This window comes from Mycobacterium heckeshornense, assembly GCF_016592155.1.
GTDB lineage: Bacteria > Actinomycetota > Actinomycetes > Mycobacteriales > Mycobacteriaceae > Mycobacterium > Mycobacterium heckeshornense.
Genome location: NZ_AP024237.1, coordinates 2,321,372 through 2,347,378 on the forward strand (window position 1 = coordinate 2,321,372; position 26,007 = coordinate 2,347,378).

Genomic DNA, 26,007 nt, shown 5'->3' on the forward strand with positions numbered 1-26,007 from the left:
AGCGCCGCCGCAACCAGGGCGCGAGCCCCCGGTGAACTCAACCAGTCAACCGGCCCGCCGTCGCCGATCGGACGGTTGACGCGTCGCACCAGGGTCATCGCAGCGATCCGGCATCCTGTGAGAGGTCACTGGCAACCAGGCTAGTCGCTGTCGAGCCAGGCCCGCGGCCCTGAGCTAGCCGCCGAGTGCGGCGATCAGCTCCTTGATGCGGGCCGCCTCCTCCTCGGTCGGAGTCTCATCGGCCTCAAGGGCGTCGAGCAGATCCGCCCGCAAGCCTGCTCCGTTGGCGGTTTCCTGCGCGGACAGCTTGGCGCGCCGGCGCGTGACGTAAAGCTGCTGACCCAAGGTGGCGCCCGGCGCTGACGCCGCCAGTTCCATGAGATCGTCGTAGCGCGTGCGAACCCCGCTCAGCGCCACAATTACCGACGGGGTGGCCCGTTCTCGCGACGCCGCCTTGGTCAAGGCGGCCTGAAGCTTTCGCAGCCCGGACAGGATCACCCTGGCGCGATCGGAGAATTCCGGATCGCTGGTGTCCGGTAGCGCATCGATCGCGGCGGTAAACATCTGCATCGCCGCTTCGACCAAGCTGACGATGACTGGCGCCTCACCGTCGTCCAACGCAGCATCGGCGTTGAACCGGCCCTTACTGGCGGTGGTCTCGTTGGCCTGCGTATCGATGATGATCACTCCGTTTTGATCGCGATTGAAGACGTCGAAACGCTAGCGCGTATCGACCCGCTATACAAGGGTTGCCCCTGTCTGTACAGCCGCAGCGTCGACGCCCCCGGCAAACCTGCGCCGCACGCTTCTGCGCAGGTCGGCGGGCAATTGGCAGGGTCGCACCTCCTGCCGTGTGGGCGTGCCGGACATATCGAAAAAATGCGCATTAACAACCATTCGCTCCGGCACTTCTGCGCCACCGGGTACGCGATTGCCGGTCGTTCGGCATTCCGCTCTTGTGCGGATGCCTTATAACGTTCAGAGTGAATGTATGGCGGGACAAAAAATGGTTGAGCATTGGATCGAGGGCTGTGCGCTGCAGCGGATCATGTTTCGCGACGGTCTCGTGCTCAGCTTCGAGGATTACAACGAACTCGTCATCTCGGTGCCGCTGCGCCTGACGCTGCCGGCCACCGGCAGCGCACCCGCCGACGTTGTCACCATCGATCCGCGCGACACCACGGACCAGGAGCGCCCGCTGTTCGACTTCTCGGGGGCCACCTGCACCGGCGTCGTCTGGTACGACACCGGCGACTTGCACCTGGAGTTTTCCGACGGCCACCAGATCGACGTGACTCCTGATCCGCACCGCACGGCGTGGGAGTTATACGGCAAACTGCACGGTTATGCTGCTTGCCTTGCCGGCGGCAAAGTGCGCGTGGTGCGTCACGACCTGCCGGAACAAGGCTGACCTGCCGACGTTTGCCCCATCCGCCGCCGTGGCGGCGATTCGGGTAGCAATTTTTATCTTGGTAACGTTTCGGCTACAAGTGTCGAAACGTTCGGTATGAACGTTGTCTGCACACCATTGGCCAAAGCCACGGGCACCGCAGTATTTATCGCCGCGGCAATGGCACTATCCACCGGTGTCGCAAACGCCGACACTGTTAATTGGGATGCCGTCGCGCAATGCGAGTCCGGCGGTAACTGGGCGGCTGACACCGGCAACGGTCATTACGGTGGTCTGCAGATCAGCCAGGCGACCTGGGACGCCAATGGCGGGGTCGGCTCGCCGGCGGATGCCAGCCGTCAGGAGCAGATCCGCGTCGCCAATCGCATCCTGGCCAGCCAGGGACCCGGTGCATGGCCGAAATGCGCCAACAGCGGCGGCGTACCGCCCGCCGTATGGCCGTCACCGGTGCACCAAGTGCTTGCGGCGACCCACCACGTTGTTTCGATGTTCGTGCCGCACTGGTGAATATCGCCGTTTTCGGCCGCTGAGCACAAGGGAACATGCTTGGATCAGCTCATGCAAGGCTCGGTGACCGTTCGTATGGCAGCACCTGCGGACAAAATTTGGAACCTCATCGCCGACGTGCGCAACACGGGGCGGTTCTCACCGGAGACATTCGAGGCGGAGTGGCTCGACGGCGCCACCGGACCCGCGGTCGGCGCACGCTTCCGCGGACATGTCCGGCGCAACGAGATCGGGCCCGTGTATTGGACGACGTGCCGGGTGACCGCGTGTGAACCGGGCCGCGAGTTCGGCTTCGATGTCCTCGTCGGCGATCGGCCGGTGAACCACTGGCACTACCGGTTAACACCCTGCGATGGCGGCACCGACGTCACTGAGTCATTCCGGCTCGCTTCGTCACCGCTGACCAGCCTGTACTACTGGGTGTTTGGCGGTTGGCTGCGTCAACGCCGCAACATCCGGGACATGACCCAAACCCTGAACCGCATCAAGGACGTCGTCGAGGCGTGAAATCGGTCTTCATTACCGGCGCCGGCAGCGGCATGGGCCGCGAAGGCGCAAAACTGTTCCACGCCAAGGGCTGGCGGGTCGGTGCGGTCGACCGTAACCCGCAGGGCCTCACCTCGCTGAGCCAGCAGCTCGGTGACGAGCGGCTCTGGACTCGTGCCGTCGACGTCACCGACAAGGCGGCTTTGGACGCCGCGGTGGCGGATTTCTGCGCAGGCAATCCCGGTGGCGGCCTGGACATGATGTGGAACAATGCCGGCATCGGTGAATCGGGCTGGTTCGAGGACGTGCCCTACGACGCCGCCATGCGTGTCGTCGAGGTGAACTTCAAGGCGGTGCTGACCGGCGCTTACGCGGCATTGCCTCACCTCAAGAAATCGACTGGCAGCCTGATGTTTTCGACGTCGTCGTCCTCGGCCACCTACGGCATGCCACAGTTGGCGGTTTACTCGGCCACCAAGCACGCGGTGAAGGGGCTGACCGAAGCGCTGAGCGTGGAATGGCGGCGGCATGGAGTGCGGGTCGCCGACGTGCTGCCCGGTCTCATCGATACGGCGATCCTTACCTCGACACCATCCCACTCCGAGGCCAGCGTGCAGGTGCGATCCCGGGACGAGATTCGCGCGGCCGCCCCCAAAAAAGGCATGTTCCGGTTGATGCCGGCCAGCAGCGTGGCCGAGGCGGCATGGCGGGCCTATCATCACCCGACCCGCTTGCATTGGTACGTGCCGAAAACCATTCGGTGGATCGACCGGCTCAAAGCTCTTAGCCCCGAGTTGGTTAGGGGCCGCATCACCAAGGCACTGCCGGCGCTCATCCGCGACGTGCAGTAGACCCCCAGCGTCCACCCGAAGGAAGGCGCCCGATGCGGCGCCGCGCTCTTGTCATGTCGGCATTGCCCGCAGGCGCAGATCGTGCGCCGCAAGGCCGCCCCGGTCACACCGGGTGGCCATCAACGCCGACTGCTGAACCAGCACGAAAACCGCTAGGCTGGGCCGCGCATCACCGCAAGCAGCGAGCAACGGAGACACGTTGAGGCAGAGGGTGCACTGGCTGGCCCTGCATGGGTTCGTGCGCGGCGTCGCGTGGCTGGGCGCGCGACGCGGCGATCCGCAGGCCCGGCTGATCGCCGACCCGACCGTCAAGGCCGACCCGGTGCCGTTCTACGAAGAACTTCGGCCGCGTGGCCCATTGGTGCCAGGACGCATCGGTTACGTCACCGTGGACCACGCGGTCGCGCAAGAGGTGCTGCGCTCGGAAGACTTCCGGGTGCTCTCGCTGGGGTCGAATTTGCCGGCACCGCTACGCGGACTGGAGCGCTGCTTCCGCGACGACCTGCTGCATCCGCTGAGGCCGCCGTCATTGCTGTCCGTGGAGCCGCCGGAGCACACCCGCTACCGCAAGACGGTGTCGTCGGTGTTCACACCCCGAGCGGTCGCGGCGTTGCGGGATTCAGTTGAGCAGACAGCTGCCGCTTTGCTCGACGAGCTGGCCGACGAGCAAGGAGTTGTCGACATCGTCGAGCGGTATTGCTCACAGCTTCCGATCGCCATCATCAGCGACATCCTCGGGGTGCCCGACAGCGACCGCGGGCACGTCCTGGCGTTTGGTGAACTTGCCGCGCCCAGCCTGGATTTCGGGCTGACATGGCGGCAATACCGGCAGGTGCAGCGCGGGATCGCCGGATTCAACCGCTGGCTGGCCGATCATCTCCGCCAATTGCGGCGTGCGCCCGGCGAGGACGTGATGAGTCAACTGATCCGGACCGCCGAAAGCGGAGACCGGGAAACACATTTGACGGAGACGGAGCTGCAAGCCATCGCGGGTCTGGTGCTGGCTGCTGGTTTCGAGACCACGGTTAACTTGCTGGGCAACGGGATTCGAATGTTGCTGGATGCGCCGCAACAGCTGGCCAGATTGCGTGAGTGCCCGCAGTTGTGGCCGAACGCGGTCGAAGAGATCCTGCGGCTGGATTCGCCCGTCCAGCTCACCGCACGGGTGGCCCGCACCGATACCGCACTAGCCGGTACGCAAATCAGCCGCGGTGAGATGGTGGTGCTCTACCTGGCGGCGGCAAATCGCGATCCCGCCGTGTTCACCGATCCGCACCGCTTCGACGTGGAACGCCCCAACGCCAACCGGCATCTGGCGTTTTCCGGAGGTCGCCACTTCTGCCTCGGCGCGGCGCTGGCCCGTGCCGAGGGCGAGGTGGGGCTCAAGACGTTCTTCGACCGCTTTCCCGACGTGCGGTCGGCGGGCGCCGGCAGCCGGCGCGACACGCGAGTGCTGCGGGGCTGGTCGACGCTGCCGGTGGCGCTGGGGCCGGCCAGGTCGCTGGCCGCCGCTGAATGATCAGTGTTCGACGAGCTCCCGGGGCACCACGACAACGTCGACCAGCGCGCCGTTGCGCCACACCGTCATCTCGATGCGACGCTCGATGGCGTCTTCGACCATCAGCCGCTGAAGGGCCGTGGCGGTCACCACATTGTGGCCGTCGACGCTGACAACGATGTCGCCGCGCCGCAAACCGGCCTCGGCGGCCGGACTGCCGGGAATCACGCTGGCCAGCTGCAGGCCATGCGTCGTTCCCAGCTTGGCCGCCACGGCAGGTGGCACCGGGATGTGTGAGCCGGCGATACCCAGCCAGGCACGGCGCACCCGACCGGTGTGCATCAGTGCCGCGATGATCTTGTGCGCCGAGTCGTTGATCGGCACCGCCAAACCCAGGCCGACTCCGGCGACCGCGGTGTTCACCCCGACCATGCGCCCACGCCCGTCAGCGAGCACGCCACCACTGTTGCCGGGGTTGAGTGCGGCGTCGGTCTGGATCACCTCGTCGACCACGCGACCCGCGCGGGTGGGCAGGGATCGTCCCAGCCCGGAGACGATGCCAGCGGTCACGCTGCCGGCCAGGCCGAGCGGGTTGCCCACCGCTACCACCAGCTGCCCGACCTGAAGGTCCTCGGCACGCCCCATAACCACCGGCGCCGGAACAGTCCCCCGGGCTTTGAGCACAGCCAGGTCGGACAGCACGTCGCGACCGGCGACGTCGGCGGTCACCGTGGCGCCGTCGGCGAAGGTTGCCTTGGCGACGCGGGCAGTGCCCACGACATGGGCGCTGGTCAACAGGTAGCCGTCAGCGGTGATCACGCTGGCGCTCGCGCTGCCTTCACCTCGGCGTGAGCGCACCGAGAGGCACGCAACGCTGGGCAACACGACCTGCGCGACCTTCGTGACTACCGAGGAGTAGGCGTCGAGGGCGTCGGCATCCGGCCGCTCGTCGGGCATAACCACCTCAGCGTTGCCGCGGTTCGCGATATGCCTGGGTTCGCCGTGGGCATAACAGGTCACGGGTTCGGTTGACAGGTATCGAGCAACCACGTTTGTATTGACGTCCGTGACCGATGAGCCGGCTGTCGCCCCGGTGCTCGGGCTGTGGCGGGCGCTGGCGCGCCGGGACTGGGAGGACGTCAAGACGTTTGTGTCGGCGGACTGTATCTACGTCGACATGCCGGTCGGTCCGACGTTGGCGGCGCGCGGGCCCGAAGACATTGTCAAGCGGCTCAAGGTGGGTCTCGAGCCGCTGGCCGGGTACGACAACCACGACGGTCTGCTGCTGTCCAACGGTTCCGACGTGATGTACGAACATTCGGAAACCTGGCGATGGCACACCGGCGAAACCGCGGTGCTGCCGTTTGTTTCGGTGCACCGCGTGGCCGGCGGCAAGGTCACGCTGTGGAAGGACTACTGGGACTTCGGCGCGATCGCCAACCACGCGCCACCGTCCTGGATGGAAAGCCTGTCGCAAGCCGACACGTCATGGGTGTTCGACGCGACCGGGTTGATCTGAAAGCCGGACAGTCCAAGGCGCCGCCCTTCGCCGCCATGGCCACCGGTAGATCCCGAGTCACCGCGCCTCAAACGCGGTAGATGCGCGCCGCATTGTCGCGGGCGATCAGATCGACCACGCGGATGGCGTCTGCCACGCTCCAGTCGCCGGAGTCGACGAACGGCTGTAGTGCGCGATGAATCCCCTTGCGCCACAAGGCCGCACCGAGAAAATGCAACTCGGCCGGGCCGAACCCGTCCGACGAATACATAACCCGGCTAAACGGTGCCATCTCCAGCAGCCTGGCGATGAAGGCAGGCGCCCGCGCGCCCAGATAGTTGATGCTCAATCCGCCGTCGACATAGACGTTGTTGAATGCCTGCGCCAAATAGCCGGCTTCCCGTTCGTAGGGATAGCAGTGCAGTAGCACGATTGGGGTATCCCCCGACTTGCGCAGAAAGTCCAGCAGATACAACGGGTTGCTCTTGTGCAAATCGCAGTCCCGGTCACCGAATCCGACATGCAATTGCAGTGGCTTGCCCAGCCGTAGAGCCTGATGCAGCCCGAAACGCAGCAGCACCCGGTCGCGTAGCCGGACCCCGCCGCTGTCGCGCCACCGGCCGGCAGCCTCGACGACCTGCGCGGCCGGCGGTTCGGTCAGGTCTCCGTCGAACCCGCCGCGGTAAGCCAGAATCGATTTGGTGCCCACCGCCCTGGCAGCTCGTCGATGCAGTATCTCCTCGAATGCCGAGGCATAATCTCCGGGTGCCTGCGCGGCTTGCTCGGCCACCTGCTCGAGGCGAACCACCTCGTGGACGCGTCCACCGCAGGCCGCCGAGAACTCGTTGACATCGGCGACGCCCTCGGCGAATCCGGTGTCGACCAGCCAGTCGCTGACATTGGCACCGCGCAGAAACAAGCGGGCCAACTCGGCCTCGGCGAATTCGCTTCGGCGTTCCCAATACGTGTGGGCGTCGACGTGTCGGGGCAACCCCAGAACTGGTGCGCAGTGCGCGCGCACCGCGAAACCCAGTTGAGAGTCGAACCCAGAGTAGGTAATCGGATCGGTGTTGGCCTCATTGAGCGCGTTTTCGAAGCGCCGCCGGTCCCCCGCCGTGAGCCAGCAGCCGTGCACATGCTGATCGATCAGCGGCAGGCCGGCGATGTGCTGCGCCAGGGCCGTAGCCGTCGGCACGCTCATACGCTCCAGGCCATGCGGAACTTCTCGGTAAGTTGTTGCGGGCTGAGGTCGCCGTAGTGCTCGTGCTCGAACCGGCGCACCGCCACCAGGATATCGACCGCCGGGTCGCCGAGAATGGCGCGTAGCCGTTGCGAGTTATCAAGCGCGGCAATAGCTTCTGCCTGGCTGTCGGTCAGTCGCACGATTCCTGCGCGGTCGCGCTCCTGGTCGGATCGTGTTGCCGGGTCCACCGTTGTTTCGGTCGGCAGCCGGGCTTGTTGCCGGATTCCGTCCAGTGCCAGACCAAGAATCGCGGCGGAGGCGAAATACGGATTGGCCGAGGCGTCGATCACCTTCACCTCGACGTTTCCGCCGTACGGATTGCCTGGACCGGCAGTGACGAATCGCACTGCAGCTTCTCTGTTCTCGGTGCCCCAGCAGGCGTACGCTCCGGCCCAATTGCCGGGCCGTGTCCGCAATCCCGACACGATCGACCCGCACAGTATCCCTTGGGCCTCTGGCAATCCCCGCAGCAGCCCGGCCACTGCGCTTTCGCCGGCGGGCGTCATCCCGCGCACGCCGGCACCGTCCGAGAACAGCGGCCCATCGGACGTCGCCAATGAGAAGTGCTGGTGGGCACCGGATCCGACGCCGTCGGTGAACGCGGCCGGCGACAGGCTCACCCGCAGCCCATGACGACGGGCAACCCGGCCGAGGATGACCCGGGTCAGCACCAGCTGGTCGGCGGCGGCGACCGGGGTTTGCGGCGTCAGCGAGATCTCGAACTGATTGGTGCCGTATTCGGGGTGAAACTGCTCGATTCCCACACCGGATGCGGTGGCCATCGCGACGACATCGCGGACGAACGCTTCGTGCTCGAGCACGCCTGCCAGTCCGTACTGCGCCCACAGCGTCGACGGCAGTCGGCTGCCGTCCGGGTTGACCAGGACGAACTCGATTTCGTGACCGACCACGGCCGTGATATCTGCTTCGGCCAGCGCGGCCTCGACCCGGCGCAGCGTGCCGCGGCTGCACGCGGGCACGGGCGTGCCGTCCTGCTCGAAAAATCCGCCGGGCGCCCAGGCCAACCCGTCGCCGATGATGCGCAACGCCGACAGGTCGATGCGGATGCGTTGGTCGCCGACCACGCCGATCGAATCAGTGAAGGCGATGCCGGTTTGATCGATGGCGAACACATGCCACACCGGGCTGGCCCCCACTCCCGGGTCAGCGAAGGTGTTGGTCCGCCGGATCGGCACCGTCTTGGCGTGCGTGAGCCCGGCGGCGTTGACCACGGTGCCGATGACGGCGTCGACCCCTTCGGCTTCGAGTTGGGCGATCGCCGCGGCGGCAAGCGGTGGCGCGGTCACGCGTGGCGGATCAGGCCCGGCTGGGCAAGGTGAGTTTGCAGCTCTGCGCGATATCCAGGGTCCGCAGCACCCGTCCCATGCCCAGCCACAGCGCACACGACAACGCCAGGTCGGCGAGCAGCTCCTCGGAGAATTGCTCGCGGCAGCGGGCCCAGAAGTCCTCGTCGTCGCGCAGCACCGTGTGTTCGGTGGCGAATCGGTGCGCGAACTCGGCGGCCAGCCGCTCCTGCACGGTGTAACCCGGCCAGGTGCGCCACTGCAAGGCATGCTCGTACAGCTCTTCGTCGACGCCGGCCGCGGGCCCGTCGGCGTCCCGAGTGTTGATGCATACCGCGCATTCGTTGTTGTGGGCGATCACGATTCGCGCGAGTTCACGCGTGCGCAGCGGCAGCCGACTGTGGTGGTAAACCGCGTCGCTGAATCCGGCGATCGCACCGCCGAGGTGCGGGGATTTGTCGATCCAGCCGGCCAGGTCGTCGTCAGCGAATGTTCCGATTCGGCTCATGGCGAGATGGTACGCCCGGTGTCGACGGGGGGAAGTTTCTCGGTCGCGACCCCGGCCGGCTCCCGCCGGTCGTCGGGCCAAACCCGTTGTGTGACAATCCGGCGCGCGATGCGGTCAAGCGCGGCTTCGATCTGAGCCCGGTCCGGGCGTTCGTCGAAGCTCGCGGTCCGCGTCAGCTTGTCGACGATCCAGTCCCGGATCAGCGTGGTGACGAAGTCGACTTCCCGGGCGCCACGCGCAGTAAGCCACAACCGGTCGATGTCACGCCCGGCGTAGCCGGTGCGAACCAGGCGGTCGAAGACGGGTTCGAAGACCTCGTAGGGAACGCCGAGCTGGTCGCCGATGTCAGTCAACCGGGCTGTGCCGAAAACCCGCGTGTACCGGTTGATTTGCAGCAGGGCCCACAACTCGGCAACGTCGAGCCGGCAATCGGGTCGCATGGCGATGCTACGCAGCCGCATGCCGGGCGCACCACGGCGCAGCAGCCGGCCGATCGCTGTCTCGAGCATTTCATCCGGCGTCTGTGTGGTCGGCATGGCGAACCCATCGCCGATGTCGGCGGCACGGTTGCCGATATCGCGCAACGGAACCTCTTTGAGAAGAAGCGCCAAGACAAACCCGGCCACGGCGACGGGCACCGCCCAGAGGAACACCTGGGTGAGCGACGCGGCATAGGCCGCGACGATCGGGCCGGCCATGTCATGGGGCAGATGGCGCAAAGCCTCCGGTGAACTCGCCGCGACCGCCGGCGCGCGGCTTGCCGCCAGTGCGGGGCCGATGCGGCTGTGCAGGAAGTTGGTGAACAGCGAACCGAATATCGCGGCACCGAACGAGCTGCCGATCGTGCGGAAGAACGTCACCCCCGACGTGGCAACACCGAGGTCTTCGAAACGCGACGTGTTCTGCACGATGAGGATCAGCACCTGCATGCACAGGCCGATGCCGGCACCCAGGATGATGAGGTAAAGCGATTGCCGCCATGCCGGTGTCGACGAGCTCATCCGCGACATCAGCGTGAACGCGACCGCCATCACCACCGTGCCGGCGACCGGAAAGATCTTGTAGCGGCCCGTGCGGCCGACCAGCACACCGCTTCCCATCGAGGTGGTCAGCATGCCCGCCACCATCGGCAGGGTGCGCAGACCCGACGTGGTCGCCGAGACTCCGTCGACGAACTGCATGTAGGTCGGAAGAAACGTCAGCGCGCCCAACATCGCGAACCCGACCACGAACGACAGCACGCAGCACACCGTGAATACCGGACTTCCGAACAGCCGAGTCGGCAAAATCGGTTCGGCCACCCGGCTTTCCACCCACACGAAAACGGCAAGCGCCAACACCGAGCCGGCGAACAACCCGATAATCGTCGCCGATCCCCACGGGTAGGTGGTGCCGCCCCAGCTCGTGGCCAGGGTCAGCCCGGCAGCCCCCAACCCGACGAGGACAATCCCGGCGTAGTCGATTGTCGACCGGGTGCGGTCGGCCAGGGCCGGGATGGCCGCGGCGGCGACGAAGAACACCACCGCCGACACTGGCACGTTGATCCAGAATGCCCACCGCCAGGTCAAATGGTCGGTGAAGTAGCCGCCCAGCAGCGGGCCGATCACCGTGGTCACACCGAACACCGCGCCCAGGGCGCCCTGATAGCGGCCGCGCTCGCGCAGTGGGATGACCTCGCCGATCAGCGCGGTGGCGGTGACGGTCAGCCCGCCACCGCCGATACCCTGCAGCGCCCTGGCGAGCACCAGCGTGATCATCGACCGCGACAACCCGCACAGCACCGAGCCGACGACGAAAAACACCACCGCCGCCTGGAACACCGCCTTGCGCCCGAAAAGGTCCCCGAACTTGCCGACCAGCGCGGTGACAATCGTTGAGGCCAGCAGATAGCTGGTGACGACCCACGATTGATGGCCGGCACCGCCCAGGTCGGCGACGATGGTGGGCAGCGCCGTCGCGACGATGGTCTGGTCCAGCGCGGCGAGCAGCATTCCCAGCAGGATGGCCAGGAAGATGAAATTGCGCCGCTGCGTGCTGATCTGCGTGCCGGCCGCGCCCAATTCCGCCGCGACCGGGGCGGTCACGTCGTAGGCGGCCGGGCGACGCACTGGGCGGCATACAGTTGCTCGCCCAGCTTGTCCATCAGTTCCAGCTGCGTTTCCAGGTATTCGATGTGGGCTTCCTCATCGGCCACGATCTTTTCGAAGATGTTCGCAGTGGTGGTGTCCTGCTTTTCCCGGCACAGGATGATCGCCGGCTTGAGCCGGTTGATCACGTCATATTCCAGGGCCAGGTCGCTTTCGAACTGTTCGCGCAGCGTCTGGCCGACACGCAGGGAGCCCAGACGCTGATAGTTGGGCAAACCGTCGAGCAGCAAGATGCGGTCGGTGACCATTTCGGCGTGGCGCATTTCGTCGAACGACTCCGCCCGGGTCCGTTCCGCCACCTTGGTGAAACCCCAGTTTTCTTGCATTTTCGAGTGCAAAAAGTACTGATTGATCGCGGTGAGCTCACTCGTCAACTGTTCGTTGAGAAGGCGCAACACATCGGGATCACCTTGCATCATCGCTCCTTTGAAGGCTGTCGCGTATCGGCGTACGGCACCCGTCGGGTGGTGCTGGGCTGTCACACCACCATGCCGTGCCGCGTTCAATCTAGTCGCGCGATGCCGCGGGTGTGCGTCAACTCGCGGAGCTGCCCGGCGCGCGGATTCGTGTACCCCGCCGACTTAGGTTAGACTGCACTAACTGACTTAGGTTAGACTCCTCTAATATGGACATGGGCAGTCCGGCGGCGCCGACCCGGCGAACGGTCGGCAGCGAGGTGTGCTGATGTACGTATGCCTGTGTGTGGGAGCGACCAGCCACGCCGTATCCGAGGCGGTGGCGCGTGGCGCGTCGACATCCAAAGAGGTGGCTGCGGCATGCGGTGCGGGCGCCGACTGTGGGCGCTGCCGCCACACGGTGCGCGCGATCATCGCCGCGGCGCGACAACTCGACGCCAGCGCCGCACGCTAGCGACCCACCTTCAGGTGCCGCGCCTGCCAGTGAATTTCGCCAGCGCGTCGGCGTTCGCCTGTCCACCCAGCAGCTTGGCGAAGTGAGCGTTCTCCCGTGCGCTGGCGGCCGCGATTTCCGGGCGGATCGGTTCGACGATGGTGTGCTTGACTGCCATCAGGCTTGCGATCGGGCGGGAGGCCAGGATTTCGGCGTGCTGGCGGGCTTGGGCCAGCAGGTCTGCGGGATCGCAGACTTTCCAGACCAGGCCCATGCGCAGCGCTTCCTCGGCGTCGACCCATTCCGAGGACATCAGCAGCCAGGCGGCGTTTTGCCGACCCACCAGCTGCGGCAGCAAATAGGACGACGCCGCTTCGGGCGCGACCCCCAGGCTGGTGAAGGGACACTTCAGTCGCGCGGTCGAGGACATGAACGCCAGGTCGGCGTAGCCGAGGATGGTCGTGCCGATCCCCACCCCCACACCGTTGACGGCGCAGATCAGCGGCTTGGGAAACGCGGTGAGCGCGTCGATGAGCCCGGTGAAGCCGTATTTGCCGGGGGGTGAAATCCGGATCGGTCACCCGGGCCTGCATCTCACCAAGGTCGGTGCCGGCGCTGAAGGCTCGCCCAGCGCCGGTCAGCAGCACCACCGCGACCCCCGGATCCTCGGCCGCGGCCAGCAGGGCCTCGGCGGTGGCGTCGTAGAGGGCCTCGTTGAAGGCGTTGAGCGCCTCGGGCCGGTTCAGGGTAAGGGTGCGTACCCTGTCCTGGTCGTCGATGTGCAGTATCACGGCCGAACTCCTTACCGGAACGGTGTTTTGAGCACGTAGCGGCTGGTGGGGACGGTATCGATGTTCGTGTTGGCGCCGAAAGCCGTTGTACTGGAAAGCATCCGGCTTAGCCGGTGCTGCAGATCGTCGTCATCGGCGGCGCCGAAGAATGCCTTAAGGTCGCTGATCGCTTCGGCCGGGAACAATTCTTCGACGATTCCGGCGATGGCCGGCGCGTCCGGGGTAAGCACACGCACCACCCAGTTCTGGGTGTAGCCGAAGGTGGCCTGGGTTTCCAGCGCGACCGGGGTGTGATCGCGCTGCCAGCGGGCCAGCCACGTCTGCTCGTCCATGTCGGGGGGGTCGGCGCAACAACGCAATGTTAGCTAAACCGGTTGTGCGCCTGCCGATTTCGAGTGGTGCAGGTAACGGGACCGATTCGGTGACCAAGTATGCGCCGAGCTGGTCGCACTCCGCCCGCAACAGGGTCAGCGCGGCCGTGATCTGATCTGCGTAGCACTGTTGGGTCCATATGCTGACCACGGCGGCGACCGGCGGATCGAGGGTCGTCAGCGTCATCAGCGAATCACGCACCGCGCTGTCACGCACGTTGACGGTCAGCCCCGCAACACCGAGCCCGACGATGGCGTCGGCGACAGGACCTCGCTGGCGCGCGCACCAGTCGTCGTCGCGGTCAGCCGCCCTCAGCACGGCGATGACCTTCTCCATGGCCGGAACCTACCGATCTGCCTGCTCGCCCGGCTGTTCGCGTAGCCACCTGGGCAAAATGAACACCCCCTCGGCTTGGACCGTCACCCCCCTCGTCGTCGGCGAGGTGACCCGCCGCGAACGTCTTGGACCCCGCGACGCGGGAAGTCCACGCCTCGGCGCGCAGGCGGCCCAGCCGGGTTGCCCGCACATACCGAAGGCTGATGGTTCCGGTGAAACGGGGATTCACGCCGTCACTGGCGGCTTCACCGAGCAGGTGGTCGAGAACCAGGGCGGCAACTCCCCCGTGGACGTGGCCCGGCGGGCCCCTCGTAGGCCGCACCCAGGTGGAATTCACACCACACCTTGCCGGACGGGTCGCGGTTGACCACCAGCGGCGGGGCGAGCGGATTGCAGATTCCGATGACGGCGTTGCCCCAGGCCATCCGCTCGCCGCTGGCCAGATAGCGGACACCGAACGTGCCGTCGAGTTGTTTTTCGCGTAGCCGCGCGGCGGCTGAGTCGATCTGCGCCTTGGCGGTGGCGACGGCGTCGGCGTCGGCCCGGGTCCGCACGGTGGCATCGACCAGTTCGCGGACCGAGCGGGCCAGCGGCTCGTAGACGGCTCGCAAGCGATCGACGTCCTCGGCGCTGATGTTCTCCGGAGTGAAGTCCAGCATGATGCAAACTAGAACACGTTCCTGCCGGGCGTCGACGCGCGGGTGCCGGCTAGCCGACCAGGCGCACGTGTTGGTCGCTGCTGACCAGCTCACCGATCATGGCGGCCAGCCGCCGGTAGGGCACTTCGCGGCCGCTTGAGGACCGAAACACCAGGCCAATCCGCCGGCCGGGCCGCGGCGACGCGAACTGCGCGAGGCCAAGGCGGCTACGCGCCGCCTCGACGGGCACTGCGCTCTGGGGGATCAACGTCACACCGAGCCCGCCCGCCACGCATTGCACTGCCGTTGCCAGCGACGCGGCCCTGGTATTGGCCACCTCGGCCCGGATACCCGCCTTGCGGCACACGTCCAGCGCCTGATCGCGCAGGCAGTGGCCCTCGTCGAGCAACAGCAGCGGCAGGTGTGCCAGTGCCGTCGGCGGCACCCGCCGCTTGCCGGACAACGGATGGCCGGGGGGGAGCGCGAGCACGAAGTCCTCGTCGTAGATGGGGATCGCGGTCAGGCCGCCCGTTTCCGCCGGCAATGCGATCAGCGCCGCGTCGAGGGCACCCTCGCGCAGCGCCGCCAGCAGTCGCTCCGTCTGGTCTTCGACCACCCGCAACGTCAGCGTCGGCAGCCGAACGGCAAGCCCGGCCAGCACGGTCGGCAGTACGTAGGGCGCCACCGTGGGGATCAGCCCCAGCCGCAGGCTGCCTTGCAGCGGATCGGACGCCCCGGCCACAGCCGCGGTGAACGCGTCGACGGCCTCGATCACCGCCCGGGCGTGCGGCAGCAGCTGTCTGCCCTCGGGCGTCACGAACACGCGCCTGGTGGACCGCTCGATCAACCGGACGCCAAGCCCGCTTTCCAGACCCGCCAGCGCCTGCGACAGCGTCGACTGACTCACCCCCAGAACACTTGCGGCGCTGCCGAAATGCTGTTTTTCAGCCACCGCCGCGAACGCCCGGAGTCCAGCGAGGGTCGGCTGATAACTCTTATCGGTCATAGCGATAAGTATAGTGGCATATATCACCTTTAATTCAAAGTAGAGTTACGGCAGCATGGTGGTGAGACAGAAGTTCTGCTTGTACCTGATCGTGATCGAAGGAGTGACATGGCCCTGTTGACCATTGGCGACCAGTTCCCCGCCTACCGGCTCACCGCGCTAATCGGCGGCGATCTGTCGAAGGTCGACGCCAAGCAGCCCGGCGACTACTTCACCACCATCTCCAGCGACGACTACCCCGGCAAGTGGCGGGTGATCTTCTTCTGGCCCAAGGACTTTACCTTCGTGTGTCCAACCGAGATCGCGACGTTCGGCAAGCTCAACGACGAGTTCGAGGATCGCGACGCCAAGGTGTTGGGAGTCTCGGTCGACAGCGAATTCGTGCACTTCCACTGGCGGGTCCAGCATGAGGACCTCAAGACACTGCCGTTCCCGATGCTTTCCGACATCAAGCGCGAGCTGGTCACGGCCACGGGAGCGCTCAACGACGAGGGTGTGGCCGACCGGGTGACCTTCATCGTCGACCCGGATAACGAAATCCAGTTCGTCTCGGTGACCGCGGGTTCGGTGGGCCGCAACGTCGACGAAGTGCTGCGCGTGCTCGACGCGCTGCAGTCCGACGAGCTGTGCGCGTGCAACTGGCGCAAGGGCGATCCGACCATCGACGCTGCTGCAGAGCTGAAGAAGTCAGCCTGATGAGTATCGAGAACCTCAAGTCCGCGGTGCCCGAATACGCCAAGGACCTCAGGCTCAACCTGGGTTCGATCACCCGCACCAGCGTGCTCAACGAAGAGCAGCTGTGGGGCACCCTGTTAGCCAGTGCGGCAGCGACCCGAAACACCCAGGTGCTCACCGAGATTGGCGCAGAAGCGGCAGGCTACCTGTCCGCCGAGGCCTATCAGGCGGCGCTGGGCGCCGCGGCGATCATGGGTATGAACAACGTGTTCTACCGCGGCCGCGGCTTTCTGGGTGGCCGGTACGACGACCTGCGGCCCGGCCTGCGGATGAACATTATCGCCAATCCCGGTGTCGGCAAGGCCAATTTCGAGCTTTGGTCATTCGCGGTTTCGTCGATCAACGGCTGCCCCGATTGCGTCAACGCGCACGAACGCGCACTGCGCGACGAAGGTGTGGGCCGGGAAACAATCTACGAGGCGTTGAAGGTCGCCGCGATAGTTGCCGGCGTGGCGCAGGCGATCACCACCGCACAGTCGTTGGCCGCCGCCAGCTGACAAAGGCTGACAAGATAGTCCGGTGAGCGCGCCGGCGTGGGTCGAGCAGGTGATCTGGTGGCAGGTCTATCCGCTCGGCTTCGTCGGCGCCTTTCCCGCCCAGCAAAGGCCACCGGATCCAGGAGAACACCGGTTGCGGCGCATCACCGCGTGGTTCGACCACGCGATCACCTTGGGCGCGTCGGGTATTGCATTGGGGCCGATCTTCGCTTCGCGCACCCACGGCTACGACACCACCGACCACTACCACATCGACCCTCGGCTCGGCGACGACGCTGATTTCGACCACGTGGTTGCTGAAGCACACCGGCGCGGCCTGCGCGTGCTGCTTGACGGAGTGTTCAACCACGTCGGCGTGGACTTTGCCCGTGGCAGCCAGACGTGGCTGCGCGACTGCACTTTCGAAGGCCACGGCGACCTGATCACGTTGAACCACGACAACCCCGAGGTCGCCGACTACACCGTCGACGTCATGCGGCATTGGCTTCAGCGCGGCGCTGACGGGTGGCGCTTGGACGCGGCCTATGCTGTGCCGCAGCGATTTTGGGCTAACGTGCTGCCGCGAGTGCGTGAGTCGCATCCCGACGCGTGGTTCGTGGGCGAGCTTATTCACGGCGACTACGCCGCGGTGGTCGCAGGAGCCACGTTCGATTCGGTCACCCAATACGAGTTGTGGAAGGCGATCTGGAGCAGCCTCAACGACCGCAATTTCTACGAGCTGGACTGGGCGTTGCAGCGGCACAACACGTTTCTAAGTAGCTTTGCGCCGCTGACGTTTATCGGCAATCACGACGTCACCCGCATCGCCAGCAGGCTCGACCATCCGGGCCACGTAGCGCTTGCCGTGGTGATCCTGATGACGGTCGGCGGCGTTCCCAGCGTCTATGCCGGTGACGAGTTCGGTTATCAGGGCGTCAAAGAGGAGCGGCTCGGCGGCGACGACGCGGTGCGCCCGGAGTTCGGTTCTCCCCCGCTGCCCGTGGACGAGCGCGGGGCGCAATTGTGGACGCTGCACCAGCACCTCATCGGGCTGCGGCGCCGTTACCCGTGGCTGCATGCCGCGTCGACAGCGACGCTGCGGCTGGACAACCGGCAGTACGTGTACCGGACCTACTGCGGCGACGAGGCACTGATCGTGGCGCTCAACGTCGACGACGCGCCGCTGCACACGAGCGTCCCCCGCGCACAGGTGATCGCCGGATCAGGAGCGCCGCCCACGGAAATCGTCGACACGGTCGTCGTGGAACCACACGGCTGGCGCATCCTGCGGCCTACCTGAGCCGTTCGAGCGTCAGCGGGTCTTCCTCGCCGCCATAGTACTTGTCGAGCAGCGCGACGAAATCCTGGTTGTCCTCGGTAGCACGGCCGAACAGCGTCATCGACGAGCGCACCTTGAGGTCGTCGGGAGAGCCGAAAATCTCGCGGATCGATCGGCCCTGGATGGCGTTGACCAGCCCGGCGCACTCGTGCAGACGCGGCCCGAGGATGTCGTGGGCAAGATAGGCCCGGGCCTCCTCCAGCGAAGAGATCGCATATCGTGCGGCCATCGGGCTGCTGCCCAGCCCGGCCAGCTGCGGAAAGATGAACCAGATCCAGTGGCTGCGTTTGCGCCCGGCGCGCAGCTCCTCGACTACGGTGTGGTAGACGCCGGCCTGCGCATCCACGAAACGCTGCAGATCGAAGGGATCAGGTGCGGATCTCATGTCACCACGGTTGCACAGACGCCTGCCCAAAGTGCGCGACCTTACGCCGCTCATCCGGATCCGCAGGCCTCGGTTCGACCGCACTCAGCGTCGGCTCGATGCTGCCCTGACCATCGACGACCTGCGACGTATCGCCAAGCGCCGCACGCCGCAGGCGGCGTTCGACTACGCCGATGGCGCTGCCGAGGACGAAATCTCGTTAGCTCGTGCGCGGCAAGCCTTCCGTGACGTCGAGTTTCACCCGGCGATCCTGCGCGACGTCAGCACCGTCCGTACCGGCTGGGACGTGCTCGGGCAGCCGGTGGCGTTGCCGTTCGCGATCGCGCCGACCGGCTTCACCCGGTTGATGCACACCGCAGGTGAAATGGCGGGCGCGCGGGCAGCGGCCGCCGCGGGAATCCCGTTTTCACTGTCGACGCTGGGCTCTGCCGCCATCGAGGACGTGGCGACATGGATTCCGCACGGCCGCAAATGGTTTCAGCTCTATATGTGGCGAGACCGTGATCGGTCGATGGCCTTGGTGCGGCGGGCCGCCGAAGCGGGATTCGACACGCTGCTGGTCACCGTCGACGTGCCCGTCGCCGGTGCGCGGCTGCGCGATACCCGCAACGGGATGACGATCCCTCCGTCGTTGACGATGCGCACCGTGCTCGATGCTTGTTTTCGTCCGCGCTGGTGGTTCGACCTCTTGACCACCGAGCCACTGGCGTTCGCATCGCTGGACCGCTGGCCGGGCACGGTCGCCGAATACCTCGACACCATGTTCGACCCCAGTGTCACATTCGACGATGTGGCGTGGGTCAAGACCCAGTGGCCGGGCAAGCTCGTCGTCAAGGGAGTCCAGACCCTCGACGACGCCCGTGCCGTGGTGAAGGTCGGTGCCGACGGCATCGTGTTGTCCAATCACGGCGGGCGCCAACTTGATCGGGCCTCGGTGCCGTTCCATCTGCTGCCCTCGGTGGCGCGCGAGTTGGGCGGCGACACTGTGATCCTGTTAGACACCGGCATCATGTCGGGCGCCGACATCGTTGCCGCGATCGCCCTTGGCGCACGCTGCGCGCTGATCGGACGCGCCTACCTGTACGGGTTGATGGCCGGCGGCGAGGCCGGTGTTCGACGCGCGATCGAAATCCTCTCGGGCCAATTGACCCGCACGATGCGGCTGCTGGGTGTCACGTGCCTAGAGGAGCTGTCACCCAGGCATGTCACGCAATTGCGCCGCCTAGTGCCGTTATCCACAGCGTGACAGCTGTGGTCGGGTAGCGTCGTTGGTTGCTGACCGAGCCGTCGACGGTATGTGTCGCCGCGCGTTTGCCGCAGCGCCCAGCGGCAAAGACGGGAGACAACCATGAAGGGCCGCATCATTGCCGGAGCGGCTGCCCTGCTGACGGGCGCAGCACTGATCACCTCGGCGCCACCGGCGAGCGCCGGCTGCCAGTACGGCGGACCCGTTCTCGGCAAGTGCGATGGACCCGTCCAGCCCGACGGCGCCTGGCAACGTTGTGTGGTAGTTGCCCGCTTGGTTCCCAGCGGTCTTAGTTCCTACCTGGTACCCGACAGGCACTGCGCATGGATGGGTCCTGATGTGCACCCTTCCGATCCCGCCTTTTCCGACCCTCCGACACATATCGACGACTGAGCCAGAACCCGTTGTGCCAGCGCGAGCCCAGTCGGCCGCTACACCGACACCCCGACGAGTTCTGCTGCATCGTCGGCGGCGGCCGGCCGGATGTGGCTAGCTGCGTGCAGCCCGGCCAAATCACGCCATGCGCGGATTGCCTGACGGGTGAACTCGACGATGCGGCTCGCCCTGGTAGCGCCTGCGGCAAGCGCGCGGGCGCCGCGGTCGGCGGCCTCTCATTCGGCAAGAGCCGGCTTGGGCCAGACGCCACCGCGCGATGCAACCCGGCGATGTCGAGGATCGCTTTCACCGCAGTGATTTTCGCGTATCGAACCACCCCCACGTCGGATCGCTGAGCAATTCTGCCAGCCAGGCGTGGATCACGCTGTCGGGAACATCGGCGGTTCCCACGGTCTGCCAGGCCAATTCGAGAGCCAGCCTGCTGTTCGCTGGTGACAGGTAGCCATCGGGCCCGGCCAGCTGGTCGTTTAAGGCTTGAACCAGGGGAGCCAGCGGGCGGGCCGAGCAGGTTGGGCAGTCGGTGGTTTCTGTGTCGCCGGTGACGTAGGAGAGCACATTCATCGCACAACCCTTGCCCGAACCGGGCGATGAGATCCTTTGGTCAACCTCAACGGGTGAGTCCTGTCAAGGTAGTTACATGACGTTCGTTTTCGTTAGTGGTCGCCCATGCCTGGACTTCGCCGCCACCCGGAAATGGCGGCACAGTTCAGCGCCTCAGGAACTATTGACCCATTCCGCGCGCGTCAGCGCGCGGCAGGTCGGCCGTCGGCGTGAATGTGGTTATGCCGTAGCAGGATTCGGCTGGATCCGATCGGCGCGGGTATACACGTTCATCGAGTCGCCGCGCAGAAACGCCACCAGGGTCAGACCCGACTGGCTGGCGAGGTCGACCGCCAACGAGGAGGGTGCGGATACCGCTGCCAGCACGGGAATACCGGCCATCACCGCCTTCTGGCACAGTTCGAATGATGCTCGGCCACTGACCAGCAACGCCGTCGCGGTCAGTGGTATCCGGTTGTGCTCCACCGCCCAGCCGATCACCTTGTCCACGGCGTTGTGCCGGCCGACGTCCTCGCGCACCGTCAGCAGGGCGCCGTCCACGGTGAACAAAGCGGCCGCGTGCAGTCCGCCGGTGCTGGCGAATACCGCCTGCTCCCCGCGGAGCCGAATAGGCAGCGCCGACAAGGTCTTTGCACTGATGGTCGAGGGGTCATCGCCCGGACAGTAGCGGCTGGTCAGCTGGAGCGCCTCCAGCGAGGCCTTGCCGCACACGCCGCACGAGGAGGTGGTGTAGAAGTTACGGGCATCGGGTATCGCAATGCCGGGTGAAAGCGACACGTCGAGCACGTTGTAGGTGTTTGTGCCATCCGGTCCGCTGCCGCGGCAATATCGCGCCCCGACCACGTCGTCACGGTGTGCGATGATTCCTTCGGTCAGCAAAAAACCTTGCGCCAGTTCGATGTCCGACCCGGGCGTGCGCATCGTGACCGCGATGGCGCGGCCGTTCAACCGGATCTCCAGCGGCTCCTCCACGACCAGGGTCTCAGACCGGGCCGTCACACCGCCGCTGGAGACGTGCTGGGCGCGCCGCCGGGCTGTCACCCTGCCCATTGCGCAGGCTCCAACCGGATGACGATCGCCTTGGATACCGGCGTATTCGACTTGGCGGCAACATGATCCAGTGCAACCAGCGAATTGGTCTCGGGGTAGTACGCGGCAGCGTTGCCTACCGGTGTCGGATAACCCACCACCAGGAAATCCTTCGCTCGGCGCTCCTGTACCTGCCCGTAGGCGCCGGTGAACTCGGAAACCAGGTCGACACGGTCACCCTCGCGCAGACCGAAGGCCGTCAAATCGGCCGGGTTGACTAATATCACCCGGCGACCACCCTTGACGCCACGATAGCGGTCATCCAGGCCGTAGATCGTGGTGTTGTACTGATCGTGGCTGCGCAGCGTCTGCAGCACCAGCCGGCCGGGCGGCACCGGCACCCACTGCAACGGGTTCACGACGAAGTTGGCTTTTCCTGTGCTGGTGGGGAACTCGCGTGCGTCGCGCGGCGGGTGAGGCAGCTGGAAACCGTCGGGCTGACGCACCCTGGTGTTGTAGTCCTCGCAGCCCGGCACCACGTCGGCGATCGCGTCTCGGATGGTGTCGTAATCGGCGTTGAACATCTCCCACGGCACCGGGTGCTGCGGCCCGAGCAGCGTGCGGGCCAGCTGGCAGACGATGGCGACTTCGCTGCGCACCTGGTCGCTGGGCGGGTGCAGGCTGCCCCGCGACAGATGCACCATCGACATCGAATCTTCAACGGAAACCAGCTGTTTGACGCCGTTTTGGATATCGCGGTCGGTGCGGCCCAAAGACGGCAGAATCAGCGCCGTCGCGCCGTGGACGACATGGCTGCGGTTAAGCTTCGTCGACACCTGCACGGTCAACGAGCAATTCCGCAGAGCGGACTCGGTGGCCGCCGTGTCCGGTGTGGCCAGCGCAAAATTGCCGCCCATGCCCATGAACACCCTGGCCTTACCGTCGCGCATGGCGCGGATCGCGTTAACGGTGTCCAGGCCGTGCTCACGCGGGCAGACGATCCCGAAGCGCCGGTCCAAGGCGGCCAGGAACGACTCGGGCATCTGCTCCCAGATGCCCATGGTCCGGTCACCCTGGACGTTGGAATGTCCACGGACGGGGCACAATCCCGCTCCGGGCTTGCCGATCATGCCCCGCATCAGGAGCACGTTGCTGATCTCGGCGATCGTGGCCACGGCGTGACGGTGCTGGGTCAGCCCCATCGCCCAGCACACCACCGTGCGTTGCGACGCGGCCAGCATCGCAGCGACCCTGTGCAGCTGCTGCCGGTCGACGCCGGTGGCCTCCACCACGGTGTCGAGGTCGATCGCCCGGGTATTCGCTTCGTACGCTTCGAAATTCGCACAGTACGCCGCGATGAAGTCCCGGTCGACGACGGCGCCGGGCGCGTGGTCGTCGGCCTCCAGCAGCAGTCTGCCCAGGCCGGCGAACAGCGCCATATCGCCGCCGAGGCGGATTTGCACGAATTCGTCGGCGATCGGCACACCGTGTCCCAGCAGCCCATGTAGCTTTTGGGGATCCTTGAACCGGATCAGGCCCGCTTCAGGCAACGGGTTGACCGCGACGATGCGGGCACCGTTGGCCTTGGCCTTCTGGAGCACCGACAGCATCCGCGGATGGTTGGTGCCGGGGTTTTGGCCGGCGATGATGATCAGGTCGGCGTGGACGATGTCCTCGACGCTTACCGAGCCCTTGCCGATCCCGATTGTTTCGCTGAGCGCCGCGCCGGAGGACTCGTGGCACATGTTCGAGCAGTCCGGCAGGTTGTTGGTGCCAAAGCTGCGCACCATCAGCTGGTAGAGGAATGCGGCCTCGTTGCTGGTGCGTCCCGAGGTGTAGAACACCGCCTGGTTGGGATCATCGAGGCCGCGCAGATCGTCGGCGATCAACCGGTAGGCCGCCGCCCAGCTGATCGGACGGTAATGATCGTCGCCCGGGCGCAACACCATCGGATGCGTCAGCCGGCCCTGCTGCGACAGCCAATACTCCGGCCGCGACGCCAGGTCAGCGATCGAGTGCCGGGCGAAGAACTCGGGCGTGACGACGCGCTTGGTGGCCTCTTCGGCGACGGCCTTGGCGCCGTTCTCGCAGAACTCCGCAATCTTGCGCCCACCGGGTTCTTCGGGCCAGGCGCAGCCCGGGCAGTCGAACCCGTTGCGCTGGTTCAGCCGCAGCAGGGACACCGCGGTGCGCAGCGGGCCCATCGAGGCCAGGCCGCGTTGCATCGACACCAGCACCGCCTTGAGGCCGGCGGCTTCGCGTTCGGGGCCCGTCGTGGCCAGCGCGTGTTCGTCGTAGCTCACGTCGATATCTGTTCGCCGACGTGGTTTCACGTGTGCCTCCTTGCTTATCCCACCAGTATGGGCAACAAACCGGCGCCGATCAGGGTTGGGCGCACAAGGCTGAACTTCGGCGGCTTGATGGCGGCCCCGGACCCGTGTGTGACAATGGTGAGCGCGCTGGTGTCGATGGCGACCGGTCGGCAGGACACGTCACGCCGATGGCCGACGTGCCGAGATCGTCGCACCAGCGTTGGAACCGGCGCATGCCGCGGTCCCGGCACCTGAACTACGCTCACCAACCATGGCGGCTTTCCCCACGCTCAAGCGGCGGTTGGTCCACGGAGTTCAGCGTCGCGTCGTCAACCCGGTAGGTCGGCGTTTGCCGGTGACCATGCTAGAGACAATGGGGCGCAAGTCGGGCCAGCCGCGACGCACCGCGGTCGGTGGTCGGCTGATCGGCGACCAGTTCTGGATGGTCTCCGAACACGGCGAGCATTCCGATTACGTCCGCAACATCAAGGCCAACCCGGCGGTACGGGTGCGCATCCATGGGCGGTGGCGCAGCGGCACCGCCCATCTGCTTCCCGACGACGACCCCAGGCAGCGGCTGCGCAGCCTGCCGCGGCTCAACAGCGCCGCCGTGCGCGCGGTCGGCACCAACCTGCTGACCATCCGGATCGACCTGGATTGATCGCGATGACGCGCGGTTTGTGACGTGGTGCTGCGGGTACGCGGTGCGTTATGGACGCGGATAAACAGTTGGTGCGGCGGCTGCTGAAGATCGCCGGCACCACGTATGCGGCGGAGGCGGGGGTTCGGCTCGCCGACAAGCCCAAGCCGCTGTTTCAACTGCTGGTGCTGGCCATGCTGGCCAGCAAGCCGATCGACGCGGCGATCGCGATGCGCGCCGGGCGGGAACTGTTCAAGGAGGGCCTGCGCACCCCGAAAACCGTCCTGGCGGCGGACCGGCAGACGATGATCACCGTGTTCGGCCGCGCCCATTATGTGCGCTACGACGAAAGCTCGGCCACCCGTCTTACCCACATTGCCGAACGAGTCCGCGACGAGTATTCCGGGGACCTGCGTGAACTCGCCCGCCGCGGTGACCATGATGTGCGGGCGGCTGCCCGGCTGCTGACCAAGTTCAACGGCATCGGGCCGACCGGCGCCGAGATTTTCCTGCGCGAAGCCCAAGACGTGTGGACCTGGGCGCGGCCGTATTTCGACAAGTGCGCCACCGGCAGCGCCCAGAAGCTCGGATTGCCTGGCGATCCGAAGGAATTGGGGTCATTGGCACCCGGTGAGAATGCCCGGCTGGCCGCCGCCTTGGTGCGCGTGTCGCTGCACGACGACCTGCACCGGCAGGTGAGCGGTTGACCCGGCGGTGACGGTGCGGATCGGCACGTCGGGATGGTCGTACGACCACTGGGCCGGCGTGCTTTACCCGCCAGGCCTGCCGCCGGCGCGCCGGCTTGCGGCCTACGCCGAGATGTTCGACACCGTCGAGCTCAACGCGAGTTTCTACCGCTGGCCCAAAGATTCGACCTTCGCCAGCTGGCGTGACCAGCTGCCGGACGGGTTCACGATGTCGGTCAAGGCCCATCGTGGGCTGACGCATTACCGTCGACTGAGCGCACCCGGGCCCTGGATCGAGCGGTTCGAGGGCTGCTGGCGGGCTCTCGGTGACCGGCACGGTGTCCTGCTGGTGCAACTGCATCCCGAGCAGCGCCGTGACGACGAGCGGCTGGATTTTTTCCTGGCGAAGATGCCGGCTTGGATTCGGGTCGCCGTCGAGCTGCGGCATCCCTCGTGGAACGATCCCGGCGTCTACGCGTTGCTGGAAAACCGGAACGCCGCGTACGTGGTGATGAGCGGTGCCGGGCTGGCGTGCATCCCACGGGCCACCACCGATTTGGTGTATGTCCGTATGCACGGCCCCGATCCGGAATCGATGTATGCCGGCTCCTACCCGCCCAAGGAGCTGCGGCGGTGGGCGAAGCTGATCAGCGATTGGGACGCCGAGGGCAAAGACGTGTGGATGTATTTCAACAACGATCCGCACGGCTACGCGGTGCGCAACGCACTGTTCTTGCGGGGACTGTTGAGCTGAGCT

27 protein-coding genes and 3 pseudogenes are annotated in these 26,007 nt (G+C 66.1%); 15 read left to right on the forward strand and 15 right to left on the reverse strand.

Annotation, left to right across the window (positions count from 1 at the left end):
* Window positions 1-174: 174 nt before the first annotated feature.
* Window positions 175-564, reverse strand: a complete 390-nt coding sequence (locus MHEC_RS11140; RefSeq protein WP_050947755.1) for a hypothetical protein — start codon at window positions 562-564, stop codon at window positions 175-177.
* Window positions 565-991: 427 nt separating this feature from the next.
* On the opposite strand from MHEC_RS11140, the gene MHEC_RS11145 reads away from it, so the two are divergent.
* From MHEC_RS11145 to MHEC_RS11165, 5 genes are all read left to right on the forward strand, one after another.
* Complete coding sequence (locus tag MHEC_RS11145; RefSeq protein ID WP_048890966.1) at window positions 992-1,411, forward strand: DUF6188 family protein; 420 nt, start codon at window positions 992-994, stop codon at window positions 1,409-1,411.
* A gap of 96 nt (window positions 1,412-1,507) precedes the next feature.
* On the forward strand, window positions 1,508-1,918 hold the full coding sequence (locus MHEC_RS11150) for a transglycosylase family protein (protein ID WP_048890967.1): 411 nt from the start codon (window positions 1,508-1,510) through the stop codon (window positions 1,916-1,918).
* A gap of 51 nt (window positions 1,919-1,969) precedes the next feature.
* A complete protein-coding gene (locus MHEC_RS11155) occupies window positions 1,970-2,425 on the forward strand; it encodes an SRPBCC family protein (RefSeq protein WP_048890968.1) in 456 nt (151 codons plus the stop codon).
* Complete coding sequence (locus MHEC_RS11160) at window positions 2,422-3,255, forward strand: SDR family oxidoreductase (protein ID WP_048890969.1); 834 nt, start codon at window positions 2,422-2,424, stop codon at window positions 3,253-3,255. Before MHEC_RS11155 ends, MHEC_RS11160 begins: the two co-directional genes overlap by 4 nt.
* Before the next feature lie 199 nt (window positions 3,256-3,454).
* Window positions 3,455-4,774, forward strand: coding sequence for a cytochrome P450 (locus tag MHEC_RS11165; protein WP_048890970.1), 1,320 nt, complete (start codon window positions 3,455-3,457; stop codon window positions 4,772-4,774).
* Here the strand turns inward: MHEC_RS11165 and MHEC_RS11170 are convergent, their stop codons facing one another.
* Window positions 4,775-5,710 carry a S1C family serine protease gene (locus tag MHEC_RS11170; protein WP_048891055.1) on the reverse strand — a complete coding sequence of 312 codons (936 nt, stop codon included), beginning with the start codon at window positions 5,708-5,710 and terminating at the stop codon, window positions 4,775-4,777.
* 109 nt (window positions 5,711-5,819) lie between these two features.
* Between MHEC_RS11170 and MHEC_RS11175 the strand changes: the two genes are divergently transcribed.
* Window positions 5,820-6,272, forward strand: coding sequence for a nuclear transport factor 2 family protein (locus MHEC_RS11175; protein ID WP_048890971.1), 453 nt, complete (start codon window positions 5,820-5,822; stop codon window positions 6,270-6,272).
* A gap of 67 nt (window positions 6,273-6,339) precedes the next feature.
* Here the strand turns inward: MHEC_RS11175 and MHEC_RS11180 are convergent, their stop codons facing one another.
* The 5 genes from MHEC_RS11180 to bfr are packed head-to-tail and all read right to left on the reverse strand — an operon-like array spanning window position 6,340 to window position 11,869.
* On the reverse strand, window positions 6,340-7,452 hold the full coding sequence (locus tag MHEC_RS11180; protein WP_048890972.1) for an amidohydrolase family protein: 1,113 nt from the start codon (window positions 7,450-7,452) through the stop codon (window positions 6,340-6,342).
* Complete coding sequence (locus tag MHEC_RS11185) at window positions 7,449-8,801, reverse strand: type I glutamate--ammonia ligase (RefSeq protein WP_048890973.1); 1,353 nt, start codon at window positions 8,799-8,801, stop codon at window positions 7,449-7,451. The genes MHEC_RS11180 and MHEC_RS11185 overlap by 4 nt, the downstream gene beginning before the upstream one ends.
* 10 nt (window positions 8,802-8,811) lie before the next feature.
* Complete coding sequence (locus tag MHEC_RS11190) at window positions 8,812-9,306, reverse strand: carboxymuconolactone decarboxylase family protein (protein WP_048890974.1); 495 nt, start codon at window positions 9,304-9,306, stop codon at window positions 8,812-8,814.
* Entirely contained in the window at window positions 9,303-11,390 is a 2,088-nt protein-coding gene (locus tag MHEC_RS11195; protein WP_048891056.1) for an MDR family MFS transporter, read from the reverse strand. Before MHEC_RS11195 ends, MHEC_RS11190 begins: the two co-directional genes overlap by 4 nt.
* Window positions 11,387-11,869: a bacterioferritin gene (bfr, locus tag MHEC_RS11200; protein WP_048891057.1), complete on the reverse strand. Its 483-nt coding sequence runs from the start codon at window positions 11,867-11,869 to the stop codon at window positions 11,387-11,389. Before bfr ends, MHEC_RS11195 begins: the two co-directional genes overlap by 4 nt.
* A gap of 268 nt (window positions 11,870-12,137) precedes the next feature.
* Here bfr and MHEC_RS11205 point away from each other — a divergent pair, with 268 nt between their 5' ends.
* Window positions 12,138-12,323, forward strand: coding sequence for a (2Fe-2S)-binding protein (locus MHEC_RS11205; protein WP_048890975.1), 186 nt, complete (start codon window positions 12,138-12,140; stop codon window positions 12,321-12,323).
* Window positions 12,324-12,333: 10 nt separating this feature from the next.
* Here MHEC_RS11205 and MHEC_RS11210 read toward each other — a convergent pair.
* The 4 genes and pseudogenes from MHEC_RS11210 to MHEC_RS11225 all read right to left on the reverse strand — a co-directional run bounded on the left by MHEC_RS11210 (window position 12,334) and on the right by MHEC_RS11225 (window position 15,445).
* Window positions 12,334-13,093, reverse strand: a pseudogene (locus MHEC_RS11210) (enoyl-CoA hydratase/isomerase family protein).
* Between the two features lie 11 nt (window positions 13,094-13,104).
* Window positions 13,105-13,801: pseudogene (locus MHEC_RS11215) on the reverse strand (EthD domain-containing protein).
* Between the two features lie 9 nt (window positions 13,802-13,810).
* Window positions 13,811-14,460 (reverse strand): annotated as a pseudogene (locus tag MHEC_RS11220) (PaaI family thioesterase).
* 49 nt (window positions 14,461-14,509) lie between these two features.
* The gene (locus tag MHEC_RS11225) at window positions 14,510-15,445 is read right to left on the reverse strand and encodes a hydrogen peroxide-inducible genes activator (RefSeq protein ID WP_048890979.1); all 936 of its coding nucleotides are present in this window, start codon (window positions 15,443-15,445) and stop codon (window positions 14,510-14,512) included.
* 108 nt (window positions 15,446-15,553) lie between these two features.
* Between MHEC_RS11225 and MHEC_RS11230 the strand changes: the two genes are divergently transcribed.
* From MHEC_RS11230 to MHEC_RS11240, 3 genes are read left to right on the forward strand one after another with little or no spacing between them, the layout of a single operon-like run.
* Window positions 15,554-16,141, forward strand: a complete 588-nt coding sequence (locus MHEC_RS11230) for a peroxiredoxin (protein ID WP_048890980.1) — start codon at window positions 15,554-15,556, stop codon at window positions 16,139-16,141.
* On the forward strand, window positions 16,141-16,677 hold the full coding sequence (locus MHEC_RS11235; protein ID WP_048890981.1) for a carboxymuconolactone decarboxylase family protein: 537 nt from the start codon (window positions 16,141-16,143) through the stop codon (window positions 16,675-16,677). The genes MHEC_RS11230 and MHEC_RS11235 overlap by 1 nt, the downstream gene beginning before the upstream one ends.
* Before the next feature lie 22 nt (window positions 16,678-16,699).
* Window positions 16,700-17,956: an alpha-amylase family protein gene (locus MHEC_RS11240; protein WP_048890982.1), complete on the forward strand. Its 1,257-nt coding sequence runs from the start codon at window positions 16,700-16,702 to the stop codon at window positions 17,954-17,956.
* Here the strand turns inward: MHEC_RS11240 and MHEC_RS11245 are convergent.
* Window positions 17,949-18,380, reverse strand: a complete 432-nt coding sequence (locus MHEC_RS11245) for a DUF1810 domain-containing protein (RefSeq protein ID WP_048890983.1) — start codon at window positions 18,378-18,380, stop codon at window positions 17,949-17,951. The two genes, MHEC_RS11240 and MHEC_RS11245, sit on opposite strands and share 8 nt — an antisense overlap.
* On the opposite strand from MHEC_RS11245, the gene MHEC_RS11250 reads away from it, so the two are divergent.
* Window positions 18,379-19,626: an alpha-hydroxy acid oxidase gene (locus MHEC_RS11250; protein WP_048890984.1), complete on the forward strand. Its 1,248-nt coding sequence runs from the start codon at window positions 18,379-18,381 to the stop codon at window positions 19,624-19,626. The two genes, MHEC_RS11245 and MHEC_RS11250, sit on opposite strands and share 2 nt — an antisense overlap.
* A gap of 102 nt (window positions 19,627-19,728) precedes the next feature.
* Window positions 19,729-20,019, forward strand: coding sequence for a CDGP domain-containing protein (locus tag MHEC_RS24185; protein WP_071700368.1), 291 nt, complete (start codon window positions 19,729-19,731; stop codon window positions 20,017-20,019).
* A 288-nt stretch (window positions 20,020-20,307) separates the two neighbouring features.
* Here MHEC_RS24185 and MHEC_RS11255 read toward each other — a convergent pair whose 3' ends face one another.
* The 3 genes from MHEC_RS11255 to MHEC_RS11265 form a co-directional block, all read right to left on the reverse strand.
* Window positions 20,308-20,583: a hypothetical protein gene (locus MHEC_RS11255; protein ID WP_053093990.1), complete on the reverse strand. Its 276-nt coding sequence runs from the start codon at window positions 20,581-20,583 to the stop codon at window positions 20,308-20,310.
* 219 nt (window positions 20,584-20,802) lie between these two features.
* Window positions 20,803-21,633, reverse strand: coding sequence for a formate dehydrogenase accessory sulfurtransferase FdhD (gene fdhD / locus MHEC_RS11260; protein WP_048890985.1), 831 nt, complete (start codon window positions 21,631-21,633; stop codon window positions 20,803-20,805).
* Window positions 21,621-23,963, reverse strand: coding sequence for an FdhF/YdeP family oxidoreductase (locus tag MHEC_RS11265; protein ID WP_372507375.1), 2,343 nt, complete (start codon window positions 23,961-23,963; stop codon window positions 21,621-21,623). The genes fdhD and MHEC_RS11265 overlap by 13 nt, the downstream gene beginning before the upstream one ends.
* 232 nt (window positions 23,964-24,195) lie before the next feature.
* Between MHEC_RS11265 and MHEC_RS11270 the strand changes: the two genes are divergently transcribed.
* From MHEC_RS11270 to MHEC_RS11280, 3 genes are read left to right on the forward strand one after another with little or no spacing between them, the layout of a single operon-like run.
* On the forward strand, window positions 24,196-24,585 hold the full coding sequence (locus MHEC_RS11270; RefSeq protein WP_048890987.1) for a nitroreductase family deazaflavin-dependent oxidoreductase: 390 nt from the start codon (window positions 24,196-24,198) through the stop codon (window positions 24,583-24,585).
* Window positions 24,586-24,635: 50 nt separating this feature from the next.
* Window positions 24,636-25,271 carry an HhH-GDP family DNA glycosylase gene (locus MHEC_RS11275; RefSeq protein ID WP_048890988.1) on the forward strand — a complete coding sequence of 212 codons (636 nt, stop codon included), beginning with the start codon at window positions 24,636-24,638 and terminating at the stop codon, window positions 25,269-25,271.
* 7 nt (window positions 25,272-25,278) lie between these two features.
* Window positions 25,279-26,004 (forward strand): DUF72 domain-containing protein, encoded by a 726-nt coding sequence (locus MHEC_RS11280; RefSeq protein ID WP_048890989.1) that lies wholly within the window; start codon window positions 25,279-25,281, stop codon window positions 26,002-26,004.
* Window positions 26,005-26,007 lie beyond the last annotated feature (3 nt).